Here is a 26,043-nt window from a genome sequence, read left to right as displayed (position 1 = left end):
ATTAGGAGCTAACTTCTCTTTTTGATCGAGTTTTGTTCCGCTAAATGAACAATTCGCCGCGCCATTCCCTTAAAGATAAAGAGATGGGCGGGGATCATCACCAGCCAGTAGAGCAAACCGGCGCAGCCGTGAGGGTGCCACCAGGCTCTGACGTCCAGCCGGCGCTGGTGGCCATCATCCTGCAACGTGAATGATAGCCGCCCAAGGCCCGGAGCCTTCATGCCAAACAGCAGCGTCAGCTCTTTTTCCGGCTCGGCGATAATCACTTTCCAGCTATCGACGGCGTCACCCACTTCCAGCCTGGCTTTATCTGGCCGCCCTTTGGCAAGCCGATGTCCAACCAGTAAATCCATCAGCGCGCGGGTTTTCCACAGAACGTTGCCAAAAAAGTAGCCCTCTTTGCCGCCTAGCTGGTTGATGACCCGCCAGAGCGAAGAGAGCGGGGCCTGGGTGGTCAGCGTACAGCCCGCCTGTTTGGCAAAAAAACCGTAGTCGGGTCGCCAGCGGGCAAACGCCTGGGCGTCGTAGCCCCAGTCCTGGGAGTTGGCGAGCTGGTGCTCGTTCGCCAGGGTCAGGCGCACGGCGTCGTCAAAGCTGATGAGCTGCTGCGGGATGCGTTCGCGCAGGCTACGGTCGTCCGCCAGCAAATCATGTTCCAGACCCTGAATCAGCGCCTTAGCAATACCGGGCGGCACCGAGGTAATGACATTCAGAAACCATACGGAAATCCAGCTAGTGGGGAGTGGCACGGGGATCAGCGGTCGGCGGCGGCCGCTGATAGCCATAAAGCGCTCAAACTGTTGCTGATAGCTCAGGATTTCCGGCCCGGCGGCTTCAAACAGGCGATGTTCTGTGGCCGGATGGTCCAGCAGTGCGACGAGGTAGTGCAGCAGGTTATCCAAAGCAATCGGTGAAGTCCGGGAGCGAACCCAGCGCGGTGGCGTCAGCACCGGCAGGTTGTAGACCATATCCCGCATAACCTCGAAGGCCGCAGAGCCAGCGCCCACAATAATCCCTGCGCGCAGTTCGGTGACCGGTACGCCAGAATCACGCAGAATATCCGCGGTGATTTGCCGGGCTCTCAGATGCTTAGAATGCGTTTGTCCGCTTTTGGCCTGCAATGAGCTGAGGAAAATGACCTGCTTAACCGGATGTTCGGTCAACGCGTCACGCATATTCAGCGCCGCCTGGCGTTCAAACTCCAGAAAATTATCGCCGTCGCCCATGCTGTGGATCAGGTAATACACCGTATCCACGCTTTCCAGTAAGGCGCCCAGGCGGTGCGGCCAGTGCAAATCCACGTGCCGGCATTCGACGCCCGGCCACGGTTGCTTTTTCAGCCAGTCAATGCGGCGGGCTGCGGCGGTGACGTGATGTCCCGCCGCCACGAGTAACGGCACCAGGTGCTGGCCAATATAGCCGCTGGCGCCGAGGATCAGTATCCTTTGAGGTTCTGCCATCGTCCCTGATTCCCGTTAGTTTTGCAGGAAGCTGCGCCAGTGTGCGACGACTTCAGCCAGCTGGCTGCGGGTGACGTCCAGATGGGTGACCAGGCGAGTTGCCGGGCCTGCGCTGATGATGATGCCGCGCTCGCGCATGTAGGGCCCTAAATCTTCCGCTTCTTCCGCCGTCATGCGTACAAAGACCATGTTGGTGTCCTGACGCATCACATCGACGCCGATTTCGCGCAGCTCGCCTGCCAGCCAGTGGGCGTTGTCGTGGTCTTCTTTCAGGCGCTCAACGTTATTTTTCAGCGCATACAGGCCTGCCGCCGCGAGGATGCCGGCCTGACGCATGCCGCCGCCCGTCATTTTGCGCCAGCGTACGGCGCGCTTGATGTACTCTTTGCTGCCCACCAGCAGGGAGCCAACCGGCGTGCCCAGGCCTTTCGACAGGCAGATAGTGAAGCTGTCGCAGTAGCGAGTAATCTCTTCCAGCTGGCAGCCGTAGGACACCACGGCGTTAAAAATACGCGCGCCGTCTACGTGCAGCGCCAGATTGTGCTTGCGGGTGAACTCCCAGGCCTGCTGGAGGTATTCGCGCGGCAGCACTTTGCCGTTATGGGTATTTTCAAGACTCAGCAATTTGGTGCGGGCGAAGTGAATATCGTCCGGTTTAATTTTTGCCGCCACTTTATCCAGCGGCAGCGTGCCGTCGCGATCTGCTTCAATGGGCTGAGGCTGAATGCTGCCCAGCACCGCTGCGCCGCCCGCCTCATACAGGTAGTTATGCGCGGCCTGGCCGACGATGTACTCTTCGCCGCGCTCGCAGTGGCTCAGCAAAGCCACGAGGTTGGCCTGCGTGCCGGTAGGTAAAAACAGGGCAGCTTCTTTCCCGCTGATTTTTGCCGCGTATGCCTGAAGTTCGTTAACAGTGGGGTCGTCGCCGTAAACATCATCCCCGGTCGGGGCGGCCATCATTTGCTCCAGCATGGCGCGGGAAGGGCGGGTAACGGTATCGCTGCGTAAATCGATCATGACGGGTCCTTTATCAAGAGGCTGCGCCCGGACGGTTATCCGGGCGCCTGAGGCAACCTTCTTTTTTACCGGAACCAGTTGGTTTTCGCCAGCTCGATCACTTCATCTCCTCGCCCGCTGATGATGGCGCGCAGCATATAAAGGCTGAACCCTTTCGCCTGTTCCAGCTTGATCTGCGGCGGGATAGCCAGCTCGTCTTTGGCGACGACAACATCGACCAGTACCGGGCCATCGGTGCTGAAGGCTTTTTCCAGCGCGGCGTTCAGCTCTTCAGGTTTTTCAACGCGGATGCCGGTGATGCCGCAGGCTTCGGCGATACGGGCAAAGTTGGTGTCGTGCAGTTCAGTGCCGTCGGTCAAGTAACCCCCGGCTTTCATCTCCATCGCCACAAATCCGAGGACGCTGTTGTTGAACACCACGATTTTAATCGGCAACTTCATTTGCGAGACGGACAGGAAGTCGCCCATCAGCATACTGAAACCGCCGTCGCCGCACATCGCCACCACCTGGCGATCCGGGGCGGTGGCTTTGGCGCCCAGCGCCTGCGGCATAGCGTTAGCCATTGAGCCGTGGTTAAACGAGCCCAGCAGGCGACGTTTGCCGTTCATTTTCAGGTAGCGCGCGGCCCAGACGGTAGGTGTGCCTACGTCGCAGGTAAAAATGGCATCATCGGCAGCGTAATGGCTGATTTGCTGCGCCAGATATTGCGGGTGAATTTGCTTGCCTTCCGAGGGTTTGGCCAGCTCATCCAGTCCTTCACGCGCTTTGCGGTAATCCTCCAGCGCTTTATCGAGGAAGCTGCGGTTGGTTTTCTCTTCCAGCATCGGCAACAGGGCCGACAGTGTGGCTTTGATATCGCCCACCAGCGCCATGTCCACCTTGCTGTGCGCGCCGATACTGCCGGGGTTGATATCAATCTGGATAATTTTTGCATCCGTCGGGTAGAACGCGCGGTAAGGGAACTGGGTGCCGAGCAGGATCAGCGTGTCCGCGTTCATCATGGTGTGGAAGCCGGATGAGAAGCCGATTAATCCGGTCATGCCGACGTCGTAAGGGTTGTCGTACTCAACGTGCTCTTTACCACGCAGGGCGTGAACAATAGGCGCTTTAAGGGTTGCCGCCAGCTGCACCAGCTCAGCATGCGCCCCAGCGCATCCGCTGCCGCACATCAGGGCGATATTGTCGTTGTAGCGCAGTAGCTGGGCGAGCTTTTTAAGCTCATCGTGGGGGGGAACCACAATGGGCTGCGGCGCAGGATACCAGTGCGTCGTGGCATGTTCTGGCGCGGGTTTGAGCGCCACGTCGCCGGGGAGCACCACCACGGAAACGCCTCGATTCAGAATGGCTTTGCGCATGGCAATCGCCAATATCTGCGGGATCTGCTCCGGGTTAGAAACCAGTTCGCAATAGTGGCTACATTCGCGGAAAAGCTCTTCGGGATGTGTTTCCTGAAAATAGCCGCTGCCTATTTCGCTGGAGGGAATATGGGCGGCAATGGCGAGAACGGGCACGTGATTGCGGTGGCAATCGTACAGGCCGTTTATCAGGTGCAGGTTACCTGGCCCACATGAGCCGGCGCAGACCGCAAGCTCGCCGGTGAGATGCGCTTCGGCCCCGGCGGCAAAAGCGGCGACTTCTTCATGGCGAGTTGGCATCCATTTAATCGTGCCCATCCGGTTGAGGCTGTCGCTGAGGCCGTTCAGGGAATCGCCGGTGACGCCCCAGATACGTTTCACGCCCGCGCTCTCAAGGGTTTTGGCCAGCCAGGCCGCTACGGATTGTTTCATCGGTTTTCCTTGTCCAGTGTGATAGCGCTTACAAGCTTAGTTCAATTCTGCGTAACGGCAGGGAATGGCCTCCCTAAATCTGGGGCTATTTGTTAGCAAATATTAAGCGTAAATTATTCTCGTTATCATTTTAAAAGGGTGGCAATTCATATGGTTACTAAATTGTTAAATGTAGTGAATGGCACGCTAAATAAAGACGATCTGGGAAAACTGTTACTGCGCCTTGCGGTCGGCGGGCTGATGCTCTTTCACGGTCTGCACAAGCTGTTTGGCGGCGTAGGCGGAATTAAAGGAATGCTGGTCGCGCATGGCATTCCGGAGTTTGTCGCCTACGGTGTGCTGCTGGGCGAGGTGCTTGCCCCGCTGCTGATTCTTTTGGGGATCCTTACCCGGCTGTCCGCGCTTGGGCTGGCGTTCACCATGATTGTGGCCTGGCTGCTGGTGGGCGTAGGGGAAACCTTTATGCTGGATAAAACCGGGGCCTGGGGCATTGAAAGCCTGATGTACTTTTTCCTCGGCGCGCTGGCGATAGTTTTTTGCGGCGCAGGGCGTTATGCGTTTGGCAAGTCTGCCTGGCGGTAGAAAAAGAAAAGGCACCGCGAGGTGCCTTTTTAGCTCAGGCGAGCACCAGGTCGCTCTGAGGGTGGCAGGAGCAGGCCAGCACGTAGCCGCTGGCAATTTCCTCTTCCGTCAGCGTCATGGTGCTCGAGACGGTATAGTCACCGGAGATCACTTTCGTTTTGCAGCAGCCGCAAACCCCGGCACGACAGGCGGCATTCACCGGCACGCTGTTGCTTTCGAGCGCGGCAAGCAAAGTACTGCCCACCGGCGAATAAAACTCGCGTATCGGCTGGAGCGTGGTGAATTTCAGGCCGCCCGCTGTTGGCGCAGCGGCTGGCGTGAAGAACACTTCCTGGTAAAACGCCGTTACCCCTAACGCTTTCACTTCTTTCTCAACCATGGCCATATAAGGCGCTGGCCCGCAGGTCATCACCGTGCGGCTGGCGATATCCGGCACCGCGGCCAGGATCTCGCGGGTTAGCCGCCCGGCGATAAAGCCGTGGGTCGCGTTATTTTCTGCCACCAGCGTGACCGGGTAATGCCGCCATTCTTCAGCAAAAATCACGTCCTGCGGGGAACGCACATTGTAGATGACCTGCACGTCCGCCTGCGGGCGATGCTTTGCCAGCCAGCGGCGCATGGCCATAACCGGCGTGACGCCGCAGCCCGCCGCCAGCAGCAAATAGCGCTCCGACAAGATGTTTTCACAGCTGAACTCGCCCTGGGCTTCAGACAGCCACAGGTAGTCGCCGACTTTCACTTCCCCGGTCAGCCACTCTGAGCCAGCGCCGCCGTCGATGCGCCGTACCGTCAGCGTGATGAACTCGCTCAGACCCGGAGTGGATGAAATCGTGTAGGCCCGCAGCGTCTCGCTGCCGTTGCGAATGCTCACCAGGGCATATTGTCCGGCTTTGTAGGGATAGAAGTCGTGGTTGATCAGCGACAGCGTCCAGACATCCGGCGTTTCCTGGTGAATATGGTGTACCTGCATACGGTGCGGGCACAGCGGCGTTGGCATGGTCATGGCTGCTCCTTACGCGCTCATTAACTGTTGGATGTCTTGCTCAACGGTGGTGATGGCGCGCAGGCCAAATTTCTCGTTCAGCACCGCCAGCAGATTTGGCGTCAGGAAGCCCGGTGCGGTCGGACCGGTCACGATGTTAGTCACGCCGAGCGACAGCAGCGTGAGCAGAATCACAATCGCCTTTTGCTCAAACCAGGAGAGCACGAGGCTCAGCGGCAGGTCGTTCACGCCGCAGCCGAGTTTCTCAGCAAGGGTAACCGCAAGAATAATCGCTGAATAAGCGTCGTTACACTGGCCGGCGTCCACCAGCCGAGGCAGCCCTTCGATGTTGCCGAAGTCCAGCTTGTTAAAGCGGTATTTGCCGCAGGCGAGGGTCAGGATCAGGCAGTCCTGCGGGACGCTGGTAGCGAAGTCGGTGAAGTAGTTACGTTCCCCGCGCGCGCCGTCACAGCCGCCGACCAGGAAGATGTGGCGAAGTTTTTCCCGGCTGACCAGGTCGATAAGCGTATCTGCGGCACCCAGCAGCGTCTGGCGGCCAAAGCCGACGGTGATCAGATGCTCGATTTCGCTGTACGGGAAGCCCGCCATTTGCTGTGCCTGAGTAATCACCGGGCCAAAGTCGTCGCCTTCGAGGTGGCTGACGCCCGGCCAGCCGACGATGCTGCGGGTCCAGATACGGTCATCGTACGAGCCCACGGTCGGGTCGATGATGCAGTTGGAAGTCATGACTATAGGGCCAGGGAAGCGGGCAAATTCAGTCTGCTGGTTCTGCCAGCCGCTGCCGTAGTTGCCGACCAGGTGTTTGAATTTCCGCAGTTCTGGATAGCCGTGTGCCGGAAGCATTTCACCGTGGGTGTAGACGTTCACGCCGGTGCCTTCGGTTTGCTCGAGCAAGTTATAGAGATCTTTCAGGTCATGGCCGGAAATCAGGATGCACTTCCCGGCGACCGGGCGCACGTTAACCTGGGTTGGGGTGGGATGGCCGTATTTGTCCGTTTCCCCCAGATCCAGAATGCTCATCACTTTGAAGTTCATCTGGCCGATTTCCATAGAGCAGTCCAGCAGCGCGCCCATATCCGCAGGCCAGGTGCCGAGCCACGCCATGATTTTATGATATTGGGCGTAAATATCGTTGTCGTACTGGCCCAGAACGTGCGCGTGTTCCATGTAAGCGGCAGCGCCTTTCATGCCGTACAGGCACAGCAGGCGCAGGCCGAGAATATCTTCGCCGATGTCGGCTTTATCACGATTTGGCGTGAATTCTGCAGCCTGACGCTGCAGTTCACCGAGATCGCTGCTGACCAGCTGAAGCTCTGCCATCGGGTTAGAGACGATGGCCGCAGGATCGATAGCCAGCGTGCGGGCTTTCAGATCTTCGCGCATCGCAATGGCATCGCGGGCATAGCCAACGATGCGGGCGGAGTCGAAGTTCACGTTGGTCAGCGTTGAGAAGAAAGCGCGGGGAGCAAAGTTATCAATTTCGTGATCGATAATGCCACGTTCGCGCGCGGCAACGGCCCAGGCGGACAGCCCCTGCAGTGTCGCGATCAGCAGATCCTGTAGATCGGAAGTTTGTGCCGTTTTACCGCAGACGCCCTGGGCATAGGCGCAGCCGTCCCCGGCCGGGGTACGAATGGTCTGTTCACATTGCACACAAAACATGATGTCACCTTAAAGTTATATTTTAAATACATGTTTAAGGTTAGGCTGCGGATTAACAGGTTAAAAGGACTTTTTGGTGCAACTTAAAGGGAGATTGATATAGCTCAACTTTGGCGGCAGCAGGCTACCGCCAGAGAGGTATCAGGCGGCGAAGAAGGCGATAAGCAGTGGGGTCAGCAGACTAAGAATAAACCCGTGAACGATGGCGGCAGGCACAATTTCCACGCCGCCGCTGCGCTGCAGCACCGGCAGGGTAAAGTCCATTGAGGTTGCGCCACACAGGCCGAGCGCCGTGGAGCGGCTGCGGCGTACCAGTGCCGGAATAAGCATAATCGCCAGTAGCTCCCGTACCAGATCGTTAAAGAAGGTCGCGCTGCCGATCACCGGCCCGTAGGACTCGGTCATCAGGATCCCGGACAGCGAATACCAGCCGAACCCGGAGGCCATAGCCAGACCTGTTTTTATCGGCAGGCCAAGCAGCAGGGCGTTAATCACCCCGGCAACCATCGAACTCAGGACAACCACAATGGCGACAATAATACCGCGGCGGTTGAGAACGATTTGCCGGAAGGTCATGCCGCTGTTGCGAAGCTGGATCCCGACCAGCAGCAGCAGGAAGATAAGCGTGTATTCGCTGGCCTCTGTGGCGTATTTAAGCACCTCAAACCCGGTTAGCCCCAGCAGGAAGCCCAAAGCCACTACGCCGCAAAGCTGTAAGGATTCCAGGGCCATCGCCAGACGCGAGGGCAGTTTTTCCTGTTTGTGCTGATGCCGCCACGGGAGAGAACGTTCCAGCAGCAAGAGGCCGGCGATGTTACACAGCAGGATCACCCCGATGCTTATCACCGAGTAATGCAGGATAGTCAGCAGGTTGCTGGCGAGATTATCGAGAAACGCCAGGCTAATGCCCATCAGGAAGAGGATCACGTAAACAATCCAGCCCAGCAGGCGGTGAATCAGCCTCAGCAGGTGGGGTTGTTTCAGTGGGATCAGGTAACCGGCGAGCAACGGCACCAGGATAATAAGTAATCCTGACAGCATGGGAGGGACAATCCTTGTAGTTAAAATGTTACGACGGATGTCACACTACCGAAAGAAATGAATTGAGTCGAGTAGGGGCGAAGAAAAAGCTTTGCGTGGGGGAAAAAAGAAAACAGCAGGCTTACCGGGGTAAGCCTGCATGGAGACTTAGCTGCGTTTTTCCAGCAGGGTACGATAAATAATACCGCCCAGAATCCCACCAATAATAGGCATGACCCAGAAAAGCCACAGCTGATCCAGCGCCCAACCTCCCTGGAAAATAGCCACTGCGGTACTGCGCGCAGGGTTTACGGAGGTATTGGTAACCGGAATACTAATTAAGTGAATTAAGGTTAATGCCAGGCCAATGGCTATTGGCGCAAAGCCCGGTGCAGCAAATTTGTCCGTTGCACCGTGAATAACAATCAGGAATCCGCAGGTTAATACGATTTCAATCACAATGGCGGACAGCATGGAATATCCGCCCGGGGAATGTTCACCGTAGCCGTTAGAAGCAAAACCGCTGGCTGCTGCATCAAAACCTGCTTTACCGCTGGCGATTAAATAAAGGATAGCGGCTGCAACAATACCGCCAATCACCTGGGCAATGATGTAGCCAATCACTTCTTTAGCCGGGAAGCGGCCACCGGCCCACAGGCCAAGCGTGACGGCCGGGTTGAAGTGGCCACCGGAAATATGACCGACGGCAAAGGCCATGGTCAGCACGGTTAAACCAAATGCAAGCGCGACGCCCACAAAACCAATGCCTAATTCCGGAAATGCTGCCGCTAATACTGCGCTACCGCAGCCACCAAATACCAGCCAGAACGTTCCGAAGAACTCGGCTGCTAATTTTCTAAACATAACCACCTCTGATAAAAGCCAGAAACAATACAAGGCTCATGCGCTAAATGACATGACCCCGACTGTCGCTAATTCACCGTCATTAAGTGAATGACGAAAGTAATATTAAATGCGCGTTAATATTAGGTATTTCGTCAATTCGCCACCAGCACAATAAACTCCGGTTTTTTGATTTAGGGCAATGAGGTGTTATTCCTTTTCTGAGGAGAGGTAGCAGAAGTATAGGTTATCTTTGAATGAAGTAAGAATATTCCGGATAATAAAAAATTCCCTATCAGCACGAATGGATTATGGTAAGCGCGGCGTGTTTTTATCGCGTAACGCTTTGACATTGTGTGGTTACATTGCGCTCCGGGTTGCCGCTATACTCGAAAAGGACGATGGATAAAAGCGGATGCACAGGAGGCGATATGTTTCTCGAGCGGGTTGAGATAGTTGGTTTTCGCGGTATTAACCGTTTGTCGTTAATGCTTGAGCAAAACAATGTGCTGATTGGCGAAAATGCCTGGGGTAAATCCAGTCTGCTGGATGCGCTGACCCTGCTACTTTCTCCACACTGGGAGCTGTACCATTTTGTTCGCGAAGATTTTTATTTTCCCCCCGGCGAGCTGCATGGGCGTGAAAGTCACCTGCAAATTATCCTGACCTTCCGCGAAGCCGCATCCGGCCACCATTTAGGGCGCCGGTATCGTAATCTTTCCCCGGTTTGGGTCGAGGGGAACGACGGCTTTCATCGTATTTACTACCGTCTGGAAGGAGAGCTTGGGGATGAAGGGACGGTTTTAACGCTGCGAAGCTTTCTCAATGCCCACGGCCAGCCGCTGGCGCTGGACGAAATTGACGACATGGCGATGAATATCACGCGGCTGAACCCCGTGCTGCGCCTCAGAGATGCTCGGTTCATGCGGCGACTGCGCAACGGCAGCATGCCGGAAATGCCGGAAACGGAGCTGACCGCGCGCCAGCTGGATTTCCTGGCGAGAGAGCTGGTATCAAGGCCGCAAAATCTCACCGATGCTCAGCTGCGCCAGGGGCTGTCGGCCATGGTGCAACTGCTCGAACACTATTTCTCTGAGCAGGGCGCGATAGCGCACCAGCGCCTGATGCGGCGGCGTTCTCACGATGAGCAGCGCAGCTGGCGCTATCTGGATGTGATCAACCGGATGATCGACAAACCAGGCAGTCGTTCGCACCGCATGATCCTGCTGGGCATGTTTTCCACGTTGCTACAGGCAAAAGGCAGTATTGCGCTCGACAGGGACGCCCGCCCGCTGCTGCTGGTGGAAGATCCTGAAACGCGTCTGCACCCGATTATGTTGTCTGTCGCCTGGCACCTGCTGAATCTGCTGCCGCTGCAAAAAATTACCACGACAAATTCCGGAGAATTGCTCTCGTTGACGCCGGTAGAGCATGTTTGCCGGCTGGTACGTGAATCTTCCCGCGTGGCCGCGTGGCGGCTTGGACCGGGGGGGATGAACGCCGAAGACAGCCGCCGAATTGCTTTTCACATTCGTTTTAATCGCGCGTCTTCGCTCTTTGCCCGCTGCTGGCTGCTGGTGGAAGGCGAGACCGAAGTGTGGGTGATGAACGAACTGGCGCGGCAGTGTGGACACCATTTTGATGCCGAAGGTGTGAAGGTTATCGAGTTTGCGCAATCCGGCTTGCGCCCGTTGATTAAGTTCGCGCGCCGAATGGGCATTGAATGGCATGTGCTGGTGGACGGGGATGATGCCGGCAAAAAATATGCGGCTACCGTGCGCGGCTTGCTGGACAACGATCGAGATCGGGAACGCGATCACCTGACGGCGTTGCCTGCGCTGGATATGGAGCATTTTATGTATCGGCAGGGTTTTTCAGATGTGTTTCATCGCGTGGCTCAGCTGCCCGAAAATGTGCCGATGAATTTGCGCAGGATTATTACGAAAGCTATTCATCGCTCGTCAAAGCCGGATTTAGCTATCGAAGTGGCGCTGGAAGCCGGGCGCAGGGGCGTGGATGCGGTCCCGCCTTTACTGAGAAAAATGTTTTCCAGGGTGCTCTGGCTGGCGCGTGGCCGGGCGGATTAGCGCCCGGCTGGCAAAGTCGTTTTAGAAATGGCTGTTGATGCTGCTCATCATGCCATCGAGCAGTTCATAGCGGCGGCGATACTCTGCACGTTTTTTGCTGGCAATATCTTCCAACGGTTTGCGTTCGACGCTGAACGGCAGAGCATACAGGCCATCGGCGCGAGGTTCGCCGCTCATGGACTGCCAGAAACTGTCATAGTCCGCATGTAGACTGTCTTTTTTCTTTTTCTCGTAGCGCCATGAACGGTAAATATGCGTGCTGTTGCCTACGGCCAGAATGCGCTCTGCGTCGAGAAGCTTCGCCAGCTCACAGGCAACCTCAAGCAGCATGCGTTTCGGGAACAATCCGTGGCAGGCTTTCGTGGCAGCCTGAATCGCTTCATGAGGTACCCAGGGTTTTGCGCCCTGCAGGCAGCCAATAAAGAAGGTGTTCTTGCCTTCAAACTGGCTGAGCGTGAAGGTCATGCGCGCCAGGGGAACGCCCTCTTCGTTACAGAAGTTCAGGAAGGCTTCGCCTTCTTTACCTTCAATATCGTGAGAGGTCAGGTCGATAAACATCAGCTCGTTGTTTTTGCCTACCAGCGTGGCCAGGCGGTAACCTTCGGTAGAGAAATGGCCGTTAAGCAATTTTTTCGGCATTTTCTCGGCAATTTTCTGGTAGTGGTAAGCGATAGTATCCCGCGTATGCTTGCGTTTTAGCGGCAGCGCAAGGTAAGGACGATGCAGGCGGCAAGGCAGGCCAGGCTGAGCGTTCAGCATACTGGCTAGATGAGGCTGGCCTGCGAGGCTGTTCATCAGGCTCGCGGTGTACACAGGCATCGCCAGTGAGCGTAAAATAAACTTGCGGCGGTAAGCCTTCTTGCCCCAGGATGCTCCCGGCTGCCATTCGCCCGTCGCGAGGGAAAGGAAGAGTTTCCAGCCTGTTTGAGGCAGGGTTTCGGTAACATGCGCGGCAGCGATCTGGGACATAATAACAACCTGATATTCGGGAAAGGTGGCACTATTTCAGCATGTCGGATGTCAACCGACGTTCAATAACTGTTACATATCTTCACATTGTGCAGTTTGTTTAAGAACTGTTTAATCATGCGTTAGCTATTTCAGGATTTATATGAAAATTAAGGGAAAATTTAAAAAGCGTTATTGGCTTTACGCGCTGGTGGTGGTGATATTTTTCCTCTGGCTTTGGCAGTTTTTGCATGTGCCAGCCCCGCAATATCAAACGATGATTGTGCGTAAGTCTTCGCTTCAGCAAAGCGTTCTGGCCACCGGAAAGCTCGATGCCGTGCGCAAAGTCGACGTCGGGGCGCAGGTGAGCGGGCAGTTAAAAACGCTGTCGGTTAGCATCGGCGATAAAGTAAAAAAAGATCAGCTTTTGGGGGTTATCGATCCCGAACAGGCTGAAAACCAGGTCAAAGAGGTTGAAGCCACGCTGATGGAGTTACGGGCCCAGCGCATGCAGTCCGTAGCCGAAAGTAAGCTTGCCGCGGTGACGCTCTCTCGCCAGCAGGCGCTGGCAAAAACCCAGGCAGTGTCTCGCCAGGATCTGGATAAGGCGGCAACCGATTTGGCGGTAAAAGAGGCGCAGATCGGCACCATTGATGCTCAAATCAAGCGCAATCAGGCCTCTTTGAGCACCGCAAAAACCAACCTCGAGTTCACCCGCATCGTCGCGCCAATGGCGGGGGAAGTGACGCAGATAACGACGCTGCAGGGGCAAACCGTCATTGCCGCACAGCAGGCACCAAATATTCTGACGCTGGCTGATTTAAGCACGATGCTCGTGAAAGCTCAGGTCTCCGAAGCCGATGTTATCCATCTCAAACCGGGCCAGAAAGCCTGGTTTACGGTACTTGGCGACCCGACGACGCGCTATGAAGGCGTGCTGAAAGATATCCTGCCGACGCCAGACAAAGTCAATGAGGCCATTTTCTATAATGCGCGTTTTGAGGTGCCGAATCCGAAAGGCATTCTGCGTCTGGATATGACTGCTCAGGTGCATATTCAACTCGGCGGCGTAAAAGATGTGCTGACGATTCCGCTGGCCGCGCTGGGTGAACCGAGTGGTGATAATCGCTATAACATCACGGTGCTGCGCAATGGGGAAACCAAAACCCGTGAGATAACTATCGGTGTGCGTAACGACACGCAGGTTCAGGTCGTTAACGGGCTGGAAGAAGGCGAAGAGGTGGTGACTGGTCGCGCCAATGCCGGGAGCAGCAAATGACCGCGCTGCTTGAACTAAAGGACATTCGCCGCAGCTACCCTTCAGGCGAAGAGCAGATCGAGGTGCTAAAAGGCATCAGCCTGACGATTGAAGCCGGGGAGATGGTGGCGATTGTCGGCGCGTCCGGTTCCGGTAAATCGACGCTAATGAACATCCTCGGTTGCCTGGATAAACCCAGCAGCGGCAGCTATAAAGTGGCGGGCGTGGATGTGTCGGGGCTGGATAACGATGCGCTGGCGACGCTGCGTCGCGAGCATTTCGGCTTTATCTTCCAGCGTTATCATCTGCTTTCTCACCTCAACGCTTCTCAAAATGTTGAAGTCCCTGCGGTGTACGCCGGGACAACGAGAGCCGAGCGTCAGCAGCGTGCGCATGAGTTACTTGGGCGTCTTGGGCTAAAGGAGCGGGTTGAGTATCTTCCTTCGCAGCTTTCGGGGGGGCAACAGCAGCGCGTCAGTATTGCCCGTGCGTTGATGAACGGTGGCCAGGTGATTTTGGCGGATGAGCCTACGGGCGCGCTGGACAGCCATTCCGGTGAAGAAGTGATGGCTACGCTGAAGCAGCTGTGCGAGCGCGGGCATACGGTGATTATCGTGACTCACGATCCGACCGTGGCGGCACAGGCTCAGCGTATTATCGAAATTCGCGACGGAGAAATTATCAATAACCCTCCGCCTGTTCATCAGCCTGCGGCGCGAAGGGTTGAAAATCAAACGCTTCGGCGCGGCTCGTCAATACAGCAAGTTATCAGTAGCTTTCGCGAGGCGCTCGGCATGGCCTGGCTGGCGATGGCCGCGAACAAGATGCGCACGTTGCTGACCATGCTTGGCATTATTATTGGTATTGCCTCGGTGGTCTCCATTGTCGTGGTGGGCGATGCCGCCAAGCAGATGGTGCTGGAGGATATTCGCTCCATTGGCACCAATACGATCGATGTCTACCCTGGTAAAGATTTTGGTGATGATAATCCGCAGTTCCAGCAAGCATTAAAATATGATGATTTGCTGGCGATTGGCCAGCAGCCCTGGGTGAGTTCGGCCACGCCTTCTATTTCCAGCAATTTACGCCTTCGCTACGGCAATGTGGATGCGGCGGCGAGCGTCAATGGCGTCAGCGGCGACTATTTTGATGTTTACGGCATGACCATGAGCCAGGGCGCAAGCTTTAACGATGAGCAGATGCAGGGGCGGGCGCAGGTTGTGGTGCTGGATGCCAACAGCAAAAGACAGCTTTTCCCGAACAAAAGTGATGTTGTCGGGGAGGTTGTGCTGGTGGGCAATATGCCCGCCACGGTGATTGGCGTGGCGGAAGAGAAACAGTCGATGTTCGGCAGCAGCAAAGTGCTGCGCGTCTGGCTGCCGTATAACACGATGGCCGGGCGTGTGATGGGGCAGAGCTGGCTCAACTCGATAACTGTCCGTGTTAAAGAAGGGTATGACAGTCACGAAGCCGAGCAGCAGCTTAATCGTCTGCTGTCGCTGCGTCATGGCAAGAAAGACTTTTTCACCTATAACATGGACGGGCTGTTGAAAACGGCGGAAAAGACCACACGTACTCTTCAGATGTTCCTGACGCTGGTGGCCGTTATTTCGCTGTTGGTTGGAGGGATTGGTGTCATGAATATTATGCTGGTGTCGGTCACTGAACGGACCAAAGAGATCGGTATTCGTATGGCGGTGGGTGCGCGAGCCAGCGATGTACTACAGCAGTTTTTAATTGAGGCGGTGCTGGTTTGCCTGGTCGGTGGTGCGCTTGGGATATCGCTGTCGCTGATTATCGCGTTCACACTGCAGCTGGTGCTGCCGGGCTGGCAGATAGGTTTCTCGCCGGTGGCGCTGCTGACCGCGTTTGGTTGCTCCACGGCAACGGGCGTCCTCTTTGGCTGGTTGCCGGCCAGAAATGCGGCGCGCCTGAACCCTATCGATGCATTAGCCCGTGAGTAATCCCGGCGGTTGGTCATAAAAATGCCAGCCTTATGGGCTGGCATTTTATTTGCGGGATGTACACAATTAATGGGGAAACTACGCGACCGCTTCCACTTCGTGGGGAACGATCAGGCTGGCATGGTTGCCTTTAGGTCCCTGATGTACATCAAACCTGACAAGCTGTCCGGCTTTTAACGTTCTGTATCCATCCATTTGAATGGTGGAGTAGTGAGCGAAGATGTCTTCGCCGCCGCCTTCCGGGCAGATGAAACCGAACCCTTTGGCGTTATTGAACCATTTAACTGTACCCGTCTCCATGCTTCGACATCCTTCGTGACTCTTAATAGTGAGATGGAATCAACCGGTGGGTAAGGGCGGGCTGTTCAAAACCTCGCCAACTCACCCCGCTACAATGTAGATATTTTATACACTGCGTCAAGCGTCTGGCGGGGCAGGTAAGGCAACAATGAGTCAAAAATTTGAAGCAGTTAACGCTATTGCTATTAATGTGATGTAGCTCGCTTACGGAGATTCGTCACGGGATCGAATACGTTGTCATACGTTTGCGAAAAGCGTATTACACTCAATATAAGGCCTTGCCTGACAGTATGTTGGGCTTCAACAAACGATGATTAATCGCAATGGGTAAGACGAACGACTGGTTGGACTTTGACCAAATGGCGGTGGATAAACTGCGCGAAACGCTAAAACCGCCTTCCATGTATAAAGTTATACTGATGAACGATGACTACACGCCAATGGAATTTGTTATTGACGTACTGCAAAAGTTCTTTTCTTATGATGTTGAACGTGCCACGCAGTTAATGCTCACGGTTCACTATCAGGGTAAAGCTATCTGTGGCATCTTTACTGCAGAAGTAGCGGAAACCAAAGTGGCGTTAGTGAACCAGTATGCAAGGGAGAACGAGTACCCGTTGCTGTGTACGCTAGAAAAAGCCTGACAAGGCCGATAATTTGGGGAGGTGCCTATGCTCAATCAAGAACTGGAACTCAGTTTAAATATGGCTTTCGCCAGAGCGCGCGAGCACCGACATGAGTTTATGACCGTCGAGCATCTGTTACTGGCATTGCTCAGTAACCCATCTGCCCGCGAAGCGCTGGAAGCGTGTTCTGTGGATATGGTGGCGCTGCGGCAGGAACTCGAAGCCTTCATCGAACAAACTACGCCGGTCCTGCCACCAAACGTTGAAGAGCGCGACACGCAGCCGACGCTCAGCTTCCAGCGTGTGCTGCAGCGAGCGGTTTTCCACGTTCAATCCTCCGGGCGCAGCGAAGTCACCGGTGCCAACGTGCTGGTGGCCATTTTCAGCGAACAGGAATCCCAGGCAGCCTATCTGCTGCGTAAACATGAAGTGAGCCGCCTCGACGTGGTGAACTTTATCTCTCACGGCACGCGTAAAGACGAACCGAATCAGTCATCGGGCTCTGAAAACCCGGTCAACGAAGAGCAAGCCGGCGGGGAGGAACGTATGGAAAACTTCACCACCAATCTTAATCAGCTTGCGCGCGTGGGCGGAATTGATCCGCTGATTGGCCGCGATAAAGAGCTGGAACGCGCTATCCAGGTTCTGTGCCGTCGTCGTAAAAATAACCCGCTGCTGGTCGGTGAATCAGGCGTGGGTAAAACGGCTATTGCCGAAGGACTGGCGTGGAGGATCGTGCAGGGTGATGTGCCGGAAGTCATGGCCGACTGCACTATCTACTCGCTGGATATCGGTTCTCTGCTGGCCGGTACCAAATACCGCGGTGATTTTGAAAAACGTTTTAAAGCGCTGCTGAAACAGCTCGAGCAGGATCAAAATAGCATCCTGTTTATCGATGAAATTCACACCATCATTGGCGCGGGCGCAGCTTCCGGTGGCCAGGTCGATGCCGCTAACCTGATTAAACCGCTGCTTTCCGGCGGTAAAATTAGGGTGATTGGCTCGACGACTTATCAGGAGTTCAGCAACATCTTCGAAAAAGATCGCGCCCTGGCGCGCCGCTTCCAGAAGATTGATATTACTGAGCCAAGCGTTGAAGAAACGGTGCAGATCATCAACGGACTGAAACCGAAATACGAAGCGCACCACGACGTTCGCTATACCGCGAAGGCGATTCGCGCGGCGGTTGAGCTGGCGGTGAAATACATCAATGACAGACATCTGCCGGATAAGGCTATTGACGTGATTGATGAGGCGGGCGCACGTAGCCGCCTGATGCCGGTCAGCAAGCGTAAGAAAACCGTCAATGTGGCTGACATCGAAACCGTAGTCGCCCGCATTGCGCGCATCCCGGAAAAAAGCGTTTCCGCGAGCGATCGCGATACGCTGAAAAGCCTGGGCGATCGCCTGAAAATGCTGGTGTTTGGCCAGGACAAAGCGATTGAAGCGTTGACCGAAGCGATCAAAATGAGCCGCGCCGGCTTGGGGCAAGATCATAAGCCGGTTGGTTCGTTCCTGTTCGCTGGCCCTACTGGGGTTGGTAAGACGGAAGTCACGGTACAATTGGCGAAGTCGCTGGGCATTGAGCTGCTGCGCTTTGACATGTCCGAGTATATGGAACGCCATACCGTGAGCCGCCTGATTGGCGCCCCTCCAGGCTATGTTGGTTTCGATCAGGGCGGGCTGCTTACGGACGCGGTGATTAAGCATCCGCACGCGGTTCTGCTGCTTGATGAGATCGAAAAGGCACACCCGGATGTCTTTAACCTGCTGCTGCAGGTGATGGACAACGGCACGCTGACCGATAACAACGGACGCAAGGCGGACTTCCGCAACGTGATTCTGGTGATGACCACCAACGCCGGGGTACGGGAAACCGAACGTAAATCTATCGGGCTTATCCGCCAGGACAACAGCACCGATGCGATGGAAGAGATCAAAAAGATCTTTACGCCGGAGTTCCGTAACCGTCTCGACAACATTATCTGGTTCAACCACCTCTCCACCGAGGTGATTCATCAGGTGGTGGATAAGTTTATTGTCGAGCTCCAGGTACAGTTGGATCAGAAAGGTGTTTCGCTGGAAGTTAGCCAGGAAGCGCGTGACTGGCTGGCTGAGAAGGGGTATGACCGTGCGATGGGCGCTCGCCCAATGGCACGTGTTATCCAGGACAGCCTGAAAAAACCGTTGGCCAACGAACTGCTGTTCGGCACTCTTGTTGACGGTGGGCAGGTTACGGTTGCGCTGGATAAAGACCAGCAGCAGTTGACCTTCAACTTTGCGAGTGCGCAGAAGCACAAGCCGGAGGCCGCGCACTAGCGCTGGCTGAGGATATAAAAAAGGCCGGGCATTGTCCGGCCTTTAAGTTGCTGGCAAAGAGGGAAAAAACGTGTTTTTTCCCCTCTTTGTGGTTATCAGCCGAAAATCAATAAATTGATTTTCCTGTTTTTTAACGAGCTGTCTGATGTTTCTTTTCTCACCAGGGAGTATCAGCAGTTCGAGATATAAAAAAGGCCGGGCATTGCCCGGCCTTTCTATTACCACGAACTCTCAACGCCGCCCATCTCAGGCCGCGGAATAAAAACTATCAACGGCTACGGAAGACAATGCGGCCTTTGCTCAGGTCGTACGGGGTCAGCTCAACGGTGACTTTGTCGCCCGTCAGAATGCGGATGTAGTTTTTGCGCATTTTACCGGAGATATGAGCGGTAACCACGTGCCCGTTTTCCAGCTCAACGCGGAACATGGTGTTAGGTAACGTATCCAGCACGGTACCCTGCATTTCAATATTGTCTTCTTTGGCCATCTAATCCTCTGGGGTATCACTACCGTAGTTTGAACCGGCAAGATAATGCCGAAGTTCGCTTATCATGTAAAGAATTGTTGGTGAAATCACCAGTGAAAGTGCATTTTGCTTATTACCCGCTGCTTACCGGTTTGCCGCATGGCAACGTCTGCGATGAAGAGCGCAAAGAGATAAATGAGAGGGTATTCCCTTAAACAATAAATCCCAAACGATGGCGGGGTATCAGGCAAAAGCCACTTAGCGGCGCTAATTATAACACCCTCACATAAAATGTGTTGTTAAACATTATTGCTCCAGCGTTTGTGGAACCCAGCAATGAGAACCTAAGTGCTGTAGACGAAGTTCCGCTAATGCCTGCAGGTACTCCCTGCGGGGAATTTCAATCACGCCCAGGGAAGCCGTGTGTTCATTTAATACCTGGCAGTCGATCAGTTTGCCGCCGTGGCGAAGAAAGTGCTGGCAGAAAACCAGCAATGCCGTTTTGGAGGCATTCACCCGGCGGCTAAACATCGATTCGCCGCAAAATAATGCGCCCTGCGCCACGCCGTACATACCACCTATCAGCTCTTTACCGTCCCATACTTCAATGGAATGCGCATGGCCTAATTCATGCAGTCGTAAATAGGCTTCTACAATGTCTGCGGTGATCCATGTACCTTCATTCCGGTCGCTTGCGCAGCCGTAGAGTACTCGCTCAAAGGCATGGTTGAGCGTGACGGTATAAGGCGAAGTGCGGTGAAAGCGCTTCATGCTGCGGCTAAGGTGGAACTGCTCCGGGTAAAGAATGGCGCGGGGATCGGGCGACCACCACAAAATCGGATCGCCAGGAGAAAACCACGGGAAGATACCTCGCTGATAGGCCATTAGCAGACGTGCGGGAGTCAGGTCGCCGCCAAGCGCCAGCAACCCATTAGGTTCACGTAACGCCCCTTCCGGCGAAGGAAAGGCAATCGAGTCACGAGAAAGCTGTACCAGGCGCATGACGGCCAATACTCCAGAGCAATAATAAATTGATAATAGTCTATTCGGAACGCCTACAGGCGCTGGCGAAATTGATAATAACGTCCGCCGGACGCCATCAATTCGGCGTGATTACCTTGCTCAATTATTTGCCCGTTGTCCATCACAATTATGCTGTCAAAAGCGTTCAAACCGCGCAGGCGGTGAGTGACCATCAGTACCGTTTTATCCCTGGTGACTTCAGTAAGTAAATCAAGAATTTGGCGCTCTGTTTCTGCATCCAGCCCTTCGGTAGGTTCATCCAGCAGCATAAGAGGGGCGTTATGCAGTATTGCTCTGGCAATCGCAAGACGGCGAAGCTCCCCGCCGGAAAGCTGACGACCACCTTCGCCGAGCCAGCTATTAAGCCCGCCGTCTTCCAGAAGTTTTTCAAGCCCTACCTGAGCCAGAGCGGTACTGAGCCGGGCATCGCTGGCCTCTGGAGAAGCCAGTAGAAGGTTATCGCGGAGCGTGGCGCTAAACAGGTGTACGCGCTGCGGGACAACGCTCGTCGTTTTACGCAGCGTCGCTTCATCAAAATCGCTAAGGGCAATGCCGTTCAGTTGAATTTCGCCCTGCCGGGCATCCCATGCGCGCGTCAGCAACTGCAGTAAAGTCGATTTTCCACAGCCGGTTTTACCAAGGATCGCGATTCGTTGACCTGGGCTGACACGCAGTGAAATATTTTTCAATGCCGGATGTTTCTGGCCTGGGTAGGTAAAGTTCAGGTCGAGAATGTTCAGCGCCGCCTTATGTTGCTCGGGCTGCTCTGCTTCAGGAAAAATAACTTCAGGTACCTGGCTGGTGATTTGCGTCACGCGCAGCGCGGAGGCAATGACCTGGCCAAGATGCTGAAAGGCGCCGGTAACCGGGGCCATCGCTTCAAAAGCTGCCAGGGCACAAAAGACGAACAGGGCAATCAGCGCGCCGGGAGATGGGTTGTCACCTACGCCTGCGGATGCCATCCACAGCATAGTCAGCACAGCAATGCCGCTGATGAGCAGCATGACGGCCTGCGACAGCGCGGTTAACTCAGCCTGGCGACGTTGCGCTTCCTGCCAGCTGCTTTCCGTAGCATCTAACTGCGCGCGCGCGCGATTTGCAGCGCCAAAAATGGTTAACTCCGCGTGACTTTGCAGCCAGGAGGTGAGCTGCTGGCGATAGTTACCGCGTTGAACGGTTAGCGCTTCCCCTGCTGGCTGCCCGGCGCGGTAGAACAGCGGCGGCAAAAGCAGCAGGGTTACGAGTAAAATTCCTCCGAGCGTTAACGCCAGAGTTGTGTCGAGAAAACTCAGGCCAAAAGTCACCACCAGGATAACGACAAAGGCGCCAACGAGCGGTGAAATAACCCGCAAGTAGAGGTGATCTAGCGTATCGACGTCTGCCACTACGCGATTGAGTAATTCTCCCTGGCGAAAGCACGCCAGCCCGGCAGGGGAGAGGGGCAGCAGCTTGCTAAAGGTTGAAACACGCAAATGCTGCAGGACGCGGAAGGTGGCATCGTGGCTGACCAGACGCTCAAAATAACGGCCTGCCGTGCGGGTGATTGCCGCCCCGCGAACGCCCGCTGCAGGCAGCATGTAGTTAAAGCTGTAGAGCCCGGCAACGCCCACTACGGCCGAGGCAGAAAGGAACCAGCCGGAGAGCGTCAACAGTCCAATGCTGGCAAGTAGAGTGATAATCGCCAGAACAACCCCTAAAGACAGTAACCATTTGTGGCGACGATAAAGCGCCAGATAAGGCAGCAATGCGCGCATTAAATCTCCTCCTGGCGGCTGGCCAGTAATACAGCAAAGGGGCCTTCTACAGCGGAAAGCTGTGCGAAGTTTCCTTGCTGAACAATTTGCCCGTTACGCATCACCCAAATTTGGTCCCAGGTGCTGATGTAGTCCAACTGGTGAGTCACCATCAGCGTGGTTTGTTGGCGGGACGCTTGCGTGAGCGCTTCCATTACACGCTGCTCGCTGTGGGCGTCCAGGCTTGCGGCAGGTTCATCCAGCAGTAAAACACCGCAAGGTGAAATTAATGCTCGGGCAACGGCCACTCGTTGTGCCTGACCCACGGATAAGCGGATGGACCGATCGCCGATTGGGGTGTCGATGCCTTCTGGCAACTGCGACAGGAACTCTGTCACCGAGGCTTTATCCAGGGCTGCCTGCAAACGCGCGTTATCCGCGTCTGGCATTCCAAGAAGTACGTTATCACGCAGGGTGGTAGCCGGTAGTTCTGGATTTTGCCCCACCCAGCTAAGCTGCGCGCGCCACCACTCAGATGAAAGCTGTGCCAGTTCGACGCCATTGATCAGCAACTGCCCCTGATAGGGCAAGAAGCCGGACAGGACATTCAACAGGGAGCTTTTGCCCGCACCGCTTTGGCCTACCAGTGCCACACGCTGCCCTGCAGGAAGGATGAAATTCAGCGGACCGGCCAACACTTTTCCTTCAGCGGATAAGATTGTCATCTCGCGGGCTTCGAGCGTGAACGGCCCGTTGCCGGACAACTGGACGGTTCCCTGCTCAGGGTTTTGCAGCGGCGCGTCGAGGAAGGTTTTAAGCGTCTCAGCCGCGCCCACAGCCTGAGCCCTGGCATGATAGAAGGTGCCCATATCGCGCAGCGGCTGGAAGAATTCAGGTGCAAGAATGAGTGCCAGGAAGCCAGCGAATAAAGTCACGCCAGTGCCGTAATGGCCAAAATTCAGTTCGCCAAGGTAAGAGAAACCGAAATAGACGGCCACCACGGCGATAGATAACGAAGCGAAAAACTCCAGCACACCGGAAGAAAGGAAGGCCATACGCAGCACTTCCATGGTGCGCTGGCGAAAGTCCTGGCTTGCCGCGCGAATATTTTCGGTTTCAGCTGCACCGCGGTTAAATACGCGGAGAGTTTCCATCCCACGAAGACGATCGAGGAAATGGCCGCTGAGTCTTGCCAGCGCCTGGAAATTACGGCGGTTTGCATCGGCTGCACCCATGCCTACCAGCGCCATGAAAATGGGGATAAGCGGCGCGGTGCCCAGCAAAATGAGCGCGGCTGCCCAGTTGATCGGGAAAAGGGTAATAATAATCAGCAAAGGCACCATGACCGCCAGCGACATCTGCGGCAGGTAGCGCGCGTAGTAGTCGTGCATGTCTTCTATTTGTTCAAGCACCAGCGTTGCCCAGCTACCCACGGGTTTGCCCTGAATCCAGGCCGGGCCAGCCTGATGTAATCTGTCGAGTACCTGGCGGCGAATTTCCTGGCGAATGTGTAACCCGGCGTGGAATCCGACCTTTTCCCTCAGCCACACAATCCACGCGCGCAGCACAAATACTAAAACCAGTAAAATAAACGGCATGAGCAATGCTTCACGCGGAATATTTTCTATGATCATATGCTGGAGAATGCGGGCAAGCAGCCAGGCCTGGGCCACAATCAGTATGCCACTGAGCAAACCGAGCAGACGTGACAGGCCGAGCCAACGGCGAGAGATAAGACTTTGCTGTTTTAGCCAGAGGCTAAGTTCTTGCTGACGGGTTTTATTCATCGCGTGCCAGATGCTGGTAGAAGAAGGAATTCTCAGGCAATTTTGACAGGCAATGTTACATGGCAGAAACAAGAAAGGCGACCTGCAAGGCCGCCTTTTTTAACATCTTTAAATTATTTACACTGTTCGGCCAGGCCGTCGAGATAGCGTTCGGCGTCCAGAGCGGCCATACAGCCGGTTCCGGCAGAGGTAATCGCCTGGCGATAAATATGATCCATCACATCGCCTGCGGCAAATACGCCCGGAATGCTGGTCTGAGTGGCGTTGCCGTGAATGCCGGACTGCACTTTAATGTAACCGTTTTCCAACTCCAGTTGATCGTTGAAGATGGCGGTGTTTGGGCTGTGACCGATAGCCACAAACAGGCCGGCGACTTCCAGCTCTTCGGTAATATCGGTGTTTTGCGTGTCACGCAGGCGAAGACCGCTGACGCCCATTTGATCGCCGGTTACTTCTTCCAGCGTGCGGTGGGTGTGCAGCACAATGTTGCCATTCTGCACTTTATCCATCAGACGGTTAATCAGGATCTTCTCCGCGCGGAAGCTGTCGCGGCGGTGGATCAAATGCACTTCTGAAGCGATATTTGCCAGATAAAGCGCTTCTTCAACCGCAGTATTCCCGCCGCCGATGACCGCAACTTTCTGGTTCCGATAGAAGAAACCATCACAGGTGGCGCAGGCAGAAACGCCGCGGCCTTTAAAGGCTTCTTCAGAAGGCAGACCAAGGTAGCGTGCGGAAGCCCCTGTCGCGATAATCAACGCGTCACAGGTGTATTCGCCGCTGTCGCCCACCAGGCGGAAAGGACGGTTCTGCAGATCGACGCTGGTGATGTGGTCGAACAGAATTTCGGTTTCAAACTTAGCCGCATGCTCGTGCATGCGTTCCATCAGTAACGGACCGGTCAGGTCGTTAGGATCGCCAGGCCAGTTTTCGACTTCGGTCGTGGTGGTCAGCTGACCGCCTTTTTCCATCCCGGTAATCAGAACCGGTTTTAAGTTGGCGCGTGCAGCGTAGACCGCCGCGGTATAGCCCGCAGGGCCGGAGCCAAGAATAAGCAGCTTACTGTGTTTAGCTGTGCCCATGAGATCCTCATTGAACGTTTACAGACAATGAAGGTGATTGTAGGGAATTCGTTGCATTAAAAAAAGAGTGCAGCAATGTTGTTAACGATGTGTGTCATTGATGCTGCCTATAAGCTCAATGAATATCGCTGTCATATGCATAAATAATCATTGTAATGGCACGGTAATCACGGTGCGAAAATGATGAATAATCATCAGCCAAAAGGAATATCTGGCACGTTCCACTAAAAATAGATGTTTTGCTTTGACAATCCCCTAAGCATTTGCGAAAACATTCGAGGAAGAAAAACATTTGGTGATGTGGAAGCCGCGTGCTCTCGCGCAAACCTGATGCAAATTTACCGAGTTATTGAAATTTACGCATGACGTGGACAGACGCTATGCGTGATGTCGATAGCAGCCGCAAGGCATCGGTCTTCTCACGTACACCCTGAACATTGACGTCACCAGGGTTATGGCAGGTGAAGGAAGGAATAGAGAGAGACAATAATAATGGTAGATAGCAAGAAGCGCCCGGGCAAAGATCTCGACCGTATCGATCGCAATATTCTCAACGAATTGCAAAAGGATGGGCGCATTTCTAACGTTGAGCTTTCCAAGCGTGTTGGGCTTTCGCCGACGCCGTGCCTTGAGCGCGTTCGTCGTCTGGAACGTCAGGGTTTTATTCAGGGCTATACGGCGCTGTTAAACCCGCATTATCTGGATGCCTCACTGTTGGTATTTGTTGAGATTACTCTGAATCGTGGCGCCCCGGATGTGTTTGAGCAATTTAACGCCGCAGTGCAAAAACTTGAAGAAATTCAAGAGTGTCATCTCGTATCCGGTGATTTCGACTACCTGTTGAAAACACGCGTGCCGGATATGTCGGCGTATCGTAAACTCTTAGGTGAGACCCTGCTGCGTCTGCCGGGCGTTAACGACACCCGTACTTATGTTGTCATGGAAGAGGTCAAACAGAGTAACCGTTTGGTCATTAAGACCCGTTAATACGGGCCAGGTGCAAAATTGGCGTATTTTGGTTACACTCCTGGGAATCCATACAGCAACAGCTCCGGCAGGCCGCCGGTGCTGTTGTC

The 26,043-nt window shown here is 54.9% G+C and carries 21 protein-coding genes; 7 read left to right on the top strand and 14 right to left on the bottom strand.

Translation table 11 applies throughout. The features are described from left to right. Window positions 1–8: 8 nt before the first annotated feature. The 3 genes from F3J29_RS10345 to poxB all read right to left on the bottom strand — a co-directional run bounded on the left by F3J29_RS10345 (window position 9) and on the right by poxB (window position 4,264). On the bottom strand, window positions 9–1,460 hold the full coding sequence (locus F3J29_RS10345) for an SDR family oxidoreductase (RefSeq protein ID WP_166865900.1): 1,452 nt from the start codon (window positions 1,458–1,460) through the stop codon (window positions 9–11). Between the two features lie 15 nt (window positions 1,461–1,475). Continuing rightward, window positions 1,476–2,477, bottom strand: coding sequence for a low-specificity L-threonine aldolase (gene ltaE / locus F3J29_RS10340; RefSeq protein ID WP_166865898.1), 1,002 nt, complete (start codon window positions 2,475–2,477; stop codon window positions 1,476–1,478). A gap of 65 nt (window positions 2,478–2,542) precedes the next feature. After that, window positions 2,543–4,264: a ubiquinone-dependent pyruvate dehydrogenase gene (gene poxB / locus F3J29_RS10335; RefSeq protein WP_166865896.1), complete on the bottom strand. Its 1,722-nt coding sequence runs from the start codon at window positions 4,262–4,264 to the stop codon at window positions 2,543–2,545. Between the two features lie 150 nt (window positions 4,265–4,414). Between poxB and F3J29_RS10330 the strand changes: the two genes are divergently transcribed. Then, on the top strand, window positions 4,415–4,846 hold the full coding sequence (locus F3J29_RS10330; protein WP_166865894.1) for a DoxX family protein: 432 nt from the start codon (window positions 4,415–4,417) through the stop codon (window positions 4,844–4,846). A gap of 34 nt (window positions 4,847–4,880) precedes the next feature. Here F3J29_RS10330 and hcr read toward each other — a convergent pair whose 3' ends face one another. From hcr to aqpZ, 4 genes are all read right to left on the bottom strand, one after another. After that, window positions 4,881–5,849, bottom strand: coding sequence for an NADH oxidoreductase (hcr, locus tag F3J29_RS10325; protein ID WP_166865892.1), 969 nt, complete (start codon window positions 5,847–5,849; stop codon window positions 4,881–4,883). A 9-nt stretch (window positions 5,850–5,858) separates the two neighbouring features. Continuing rightward, entirely contained in the window at window positions 5,859–7,511 is a 1,653-nt protein-coding gene (hcp, locus tag F3J29_RS10320; RefSeq protein ID WP_166865890.1) for a hydroxylamine reductase, read from the bottom strand. 141 nt (window positions 7,512–7,652) lie between these two features. Then, window positions 7,653–8,552 (bottom strand): LysO family transporter, encoded by a 900-nt coding sequence (locus F3J29_RS10315; protein WP_166865889.1) that lies wholly within the window; start codon window positions 8,550–8,552, stop codon window positions 7,653–7,655. Window positions 8,553–8,699: 147 nt separating this feature from the next. Further along, on the bottom strand, window positions 8,700–9,395 hold the full coding sequence (gene aqpZ, locus F3J29_RS10310) for an aquaporin Z (RefSeq protein WP_039291469.1): 696 nt from the start codon (window positions 9,393–9,395) through the stop codon (window positions 8,700–8,702). A 410-nt stretch (window positions 9,396–9,805) separates the two neighbouring features. Between aqpZ and F3J29_RS10305 the strand changes: the two genes are divergently transcribed. Further along, a complete protein-coding gene (locus tag F3J29_RS10305; protein WP_166865887.1) occupies window positions 9,806–11,461 on the top strand; it encodes an ATP-dependent endonuclease in 1,656 nt (551 codons plus the stop codon). A gap of 21 nt (window positions 11,462–11,482) precedes the next feature. Here F3J29_RS10305 and F3J29_RS10300 read toward each other — a convergent pair whose 3' ends face one another. Next, window positions 11,483–12,430, bottom strand: coding sequence for a VirK/YbjX family protein (locus tag F3J29_RS10300; protein WP_166865886.1), 948 nt, complete (start codon window positions 12,428–12,430; stop codon window positions 11,483–11,485). Between the two features lie 142 nt (window positions 12,431–12,572). Between F3J29_RS10300 and macA the strand changes: the two genes are divergently transcribed. Both macA and macB read left to right on the top strand, forming a co-directional pair. Further along, complete coding sequence (gene macA / locus F3J29_RS10295; RefSeq protein ID WP_166865884.1) at window positions 12,573–13,688, top strand: macrolide transporter subunit MacA; 1,116 nt, start codon at window positions 12,573–12,575, stop codon at window positions 13,686–13,688. After that, the gene (macB, locus tag F3J29_RS10290) at window positions 13,685–15,631 is read left to right on the top strand and encodes a macrolide ABC transporter ATP-binding protein/permease MacB (RefSeq protein WP_166865882.1); all 1,947 of its coding nucleotides are present in this window, start codon (window positions 13,685–13,687) and stop codon (window positions 15,629–15,631) included. The genes macA and macB overlap by 4 nt, the downstream gene beginning before the upstream one ends. Before the next feature lie 78 nt (window positions 15,632–15,709). Here macB and cspD read toward each other — a convergent pair whose 3' ends face one another. Further along, window positions 15,710–15,931 carry a cold shock-like protein CspD gene (gene cspD, locus F3J29_RS10285; RefSeq protein WP_166865880.1) on the bottom strand — a complete coding sequence of 74 codons (222 nt, stop codon included), beginning with the start codon at window positions 15,929–15,931 and terminating at the stop codon, window positions 15,710–15,712. Between the two features lie 323 nt (window positions 15,932–16,254). On the opposite strand from cspD, the gene clpS reads away from it, so the two are divergent. Beyond that, window positions 16,255–16,575 carry an ATP-dependent Clp protease adapter ClpS gene (gene clpS / locus F3J29_RS10280; protein WP_166865878.1) on the top strand — a complete coding sequence of 107 codons (321 nt, stop codon included), beginning with the start codon at window positions 16,255–16,257 and terminating at the stop codon, window positions 16,573–16,575. Window positions 16,576–16,602: 27 nt separating this feature from the next. Beyond that, entirely contained in the window at window positions 16,603–18,876 is a 2,274-nt protein-coding gene (gene clpA, locus F3J29_RS10275; protein WP_166865876.1) for an ATP-dependent Clp protease ATP-binding subunit ClpA, read from the top strand. 268 nt (window positions 18,877–19,144) lie between these two features. Here clpA and infA read toward each other — a convergent pair whose 3' ends face one another. The 5 genes from infA to trxB all read right to left on the bottom strand — a co-directional run bounded on the left by infA (window position 19,145) and on the right by trxB (window position 24,967). Next, window positions 19,145–19,363: a translation initiation factor IF-1 gene (infA, locus tag F3J29_RS10270; protein ID WP_002211347.1), complete on the bottom strand. Its 219-nt coding sequence runs from the start codon at window positions 19,361–19,363 to the stop codon at window positions 19,145–19,147. A 285-nt stretch (window positions 19,364–19,648) separates the two neighbouring features. Then, entirely contained in the window at window positions 19,649–20,344 is a 696-nt protein-coding gene (gene aat, locus F3J29_RS10265; RefSeq protein WP_166865874.1) for a leucyl/phenylalanyl-tRNA--protein transferase, read from the bottom strand. A gap of 53 nt (window positions 20,345–20,397) precedes the next feature. Further along, on the bottom strand, window positions 20,398–22,119 hold the full coding sequence (gene cydC, locus F3J29_RS10260; RefSeq protein ID WP_166865872.1) for a heme ABC transporter ATP-binding protein/permease CydC: 1,722 nt from the start codon (window positions 22,117–22,119) through the stop codon (window positions 20,398–20,400). Then, window positions 22,119–23,885, bottom strand: coding sequence for a heme ABC transporter permease/ATP-binding protein CydD (cydD, locus tag F3J29_RS10255; protein WP_166865870.1), 1,767 nt, complete (start codon window positions 23,883–23,885; stop codon window positions 22,119–22,121). The genes cydC and cydD overlap by 1 nt, the downstream gene beginning before the upstream one ends. A 113-nt stretch (window positions 23,886–23,998) precedes the next feature. Next, window positions 23,999–24,967, bottom strand: a complete 969-nt coding sequence (trxB, locus tag F3J29_RS10250) for a thioredoxin-disulfide reductase (protein ID WP_166865868.1) — start codon at window positions 24,965–24,967, stop codon at window positions 23,999–24,001. 492 nt (window positions 24,968–25,459) lie between these two features. On the opposite strand from trxB, the gene lrp reads away from it, so the two are divergent. Beyond that, a complete protein-coding gene (lrp, locus tag F3J29_RS10245; RefSeq protein WP_000228469.1) occupies window positions 25,460–25,954 on the top strand; it encodes a leucine-responsive transcriptional regulator Lrp in 495 nt (164 codons plus the stop codon). The last annotated feature ends 89 nt before the right edge of the window (window positions 25,955–26,043 follow it).

The sequence above is a fragment of the Enterobacter sp. Cy-643 genome, assembly GCF_011752815.1.
Classification (GTDB): Bacteria; Pseudomonadota; Gammaproteobacteria; order Enterobacterales; family Enterobacteriaceae; genus Cedecea.
This window is presented reverse-complemented; position numbering and strand designations above follow the sequence as displayed.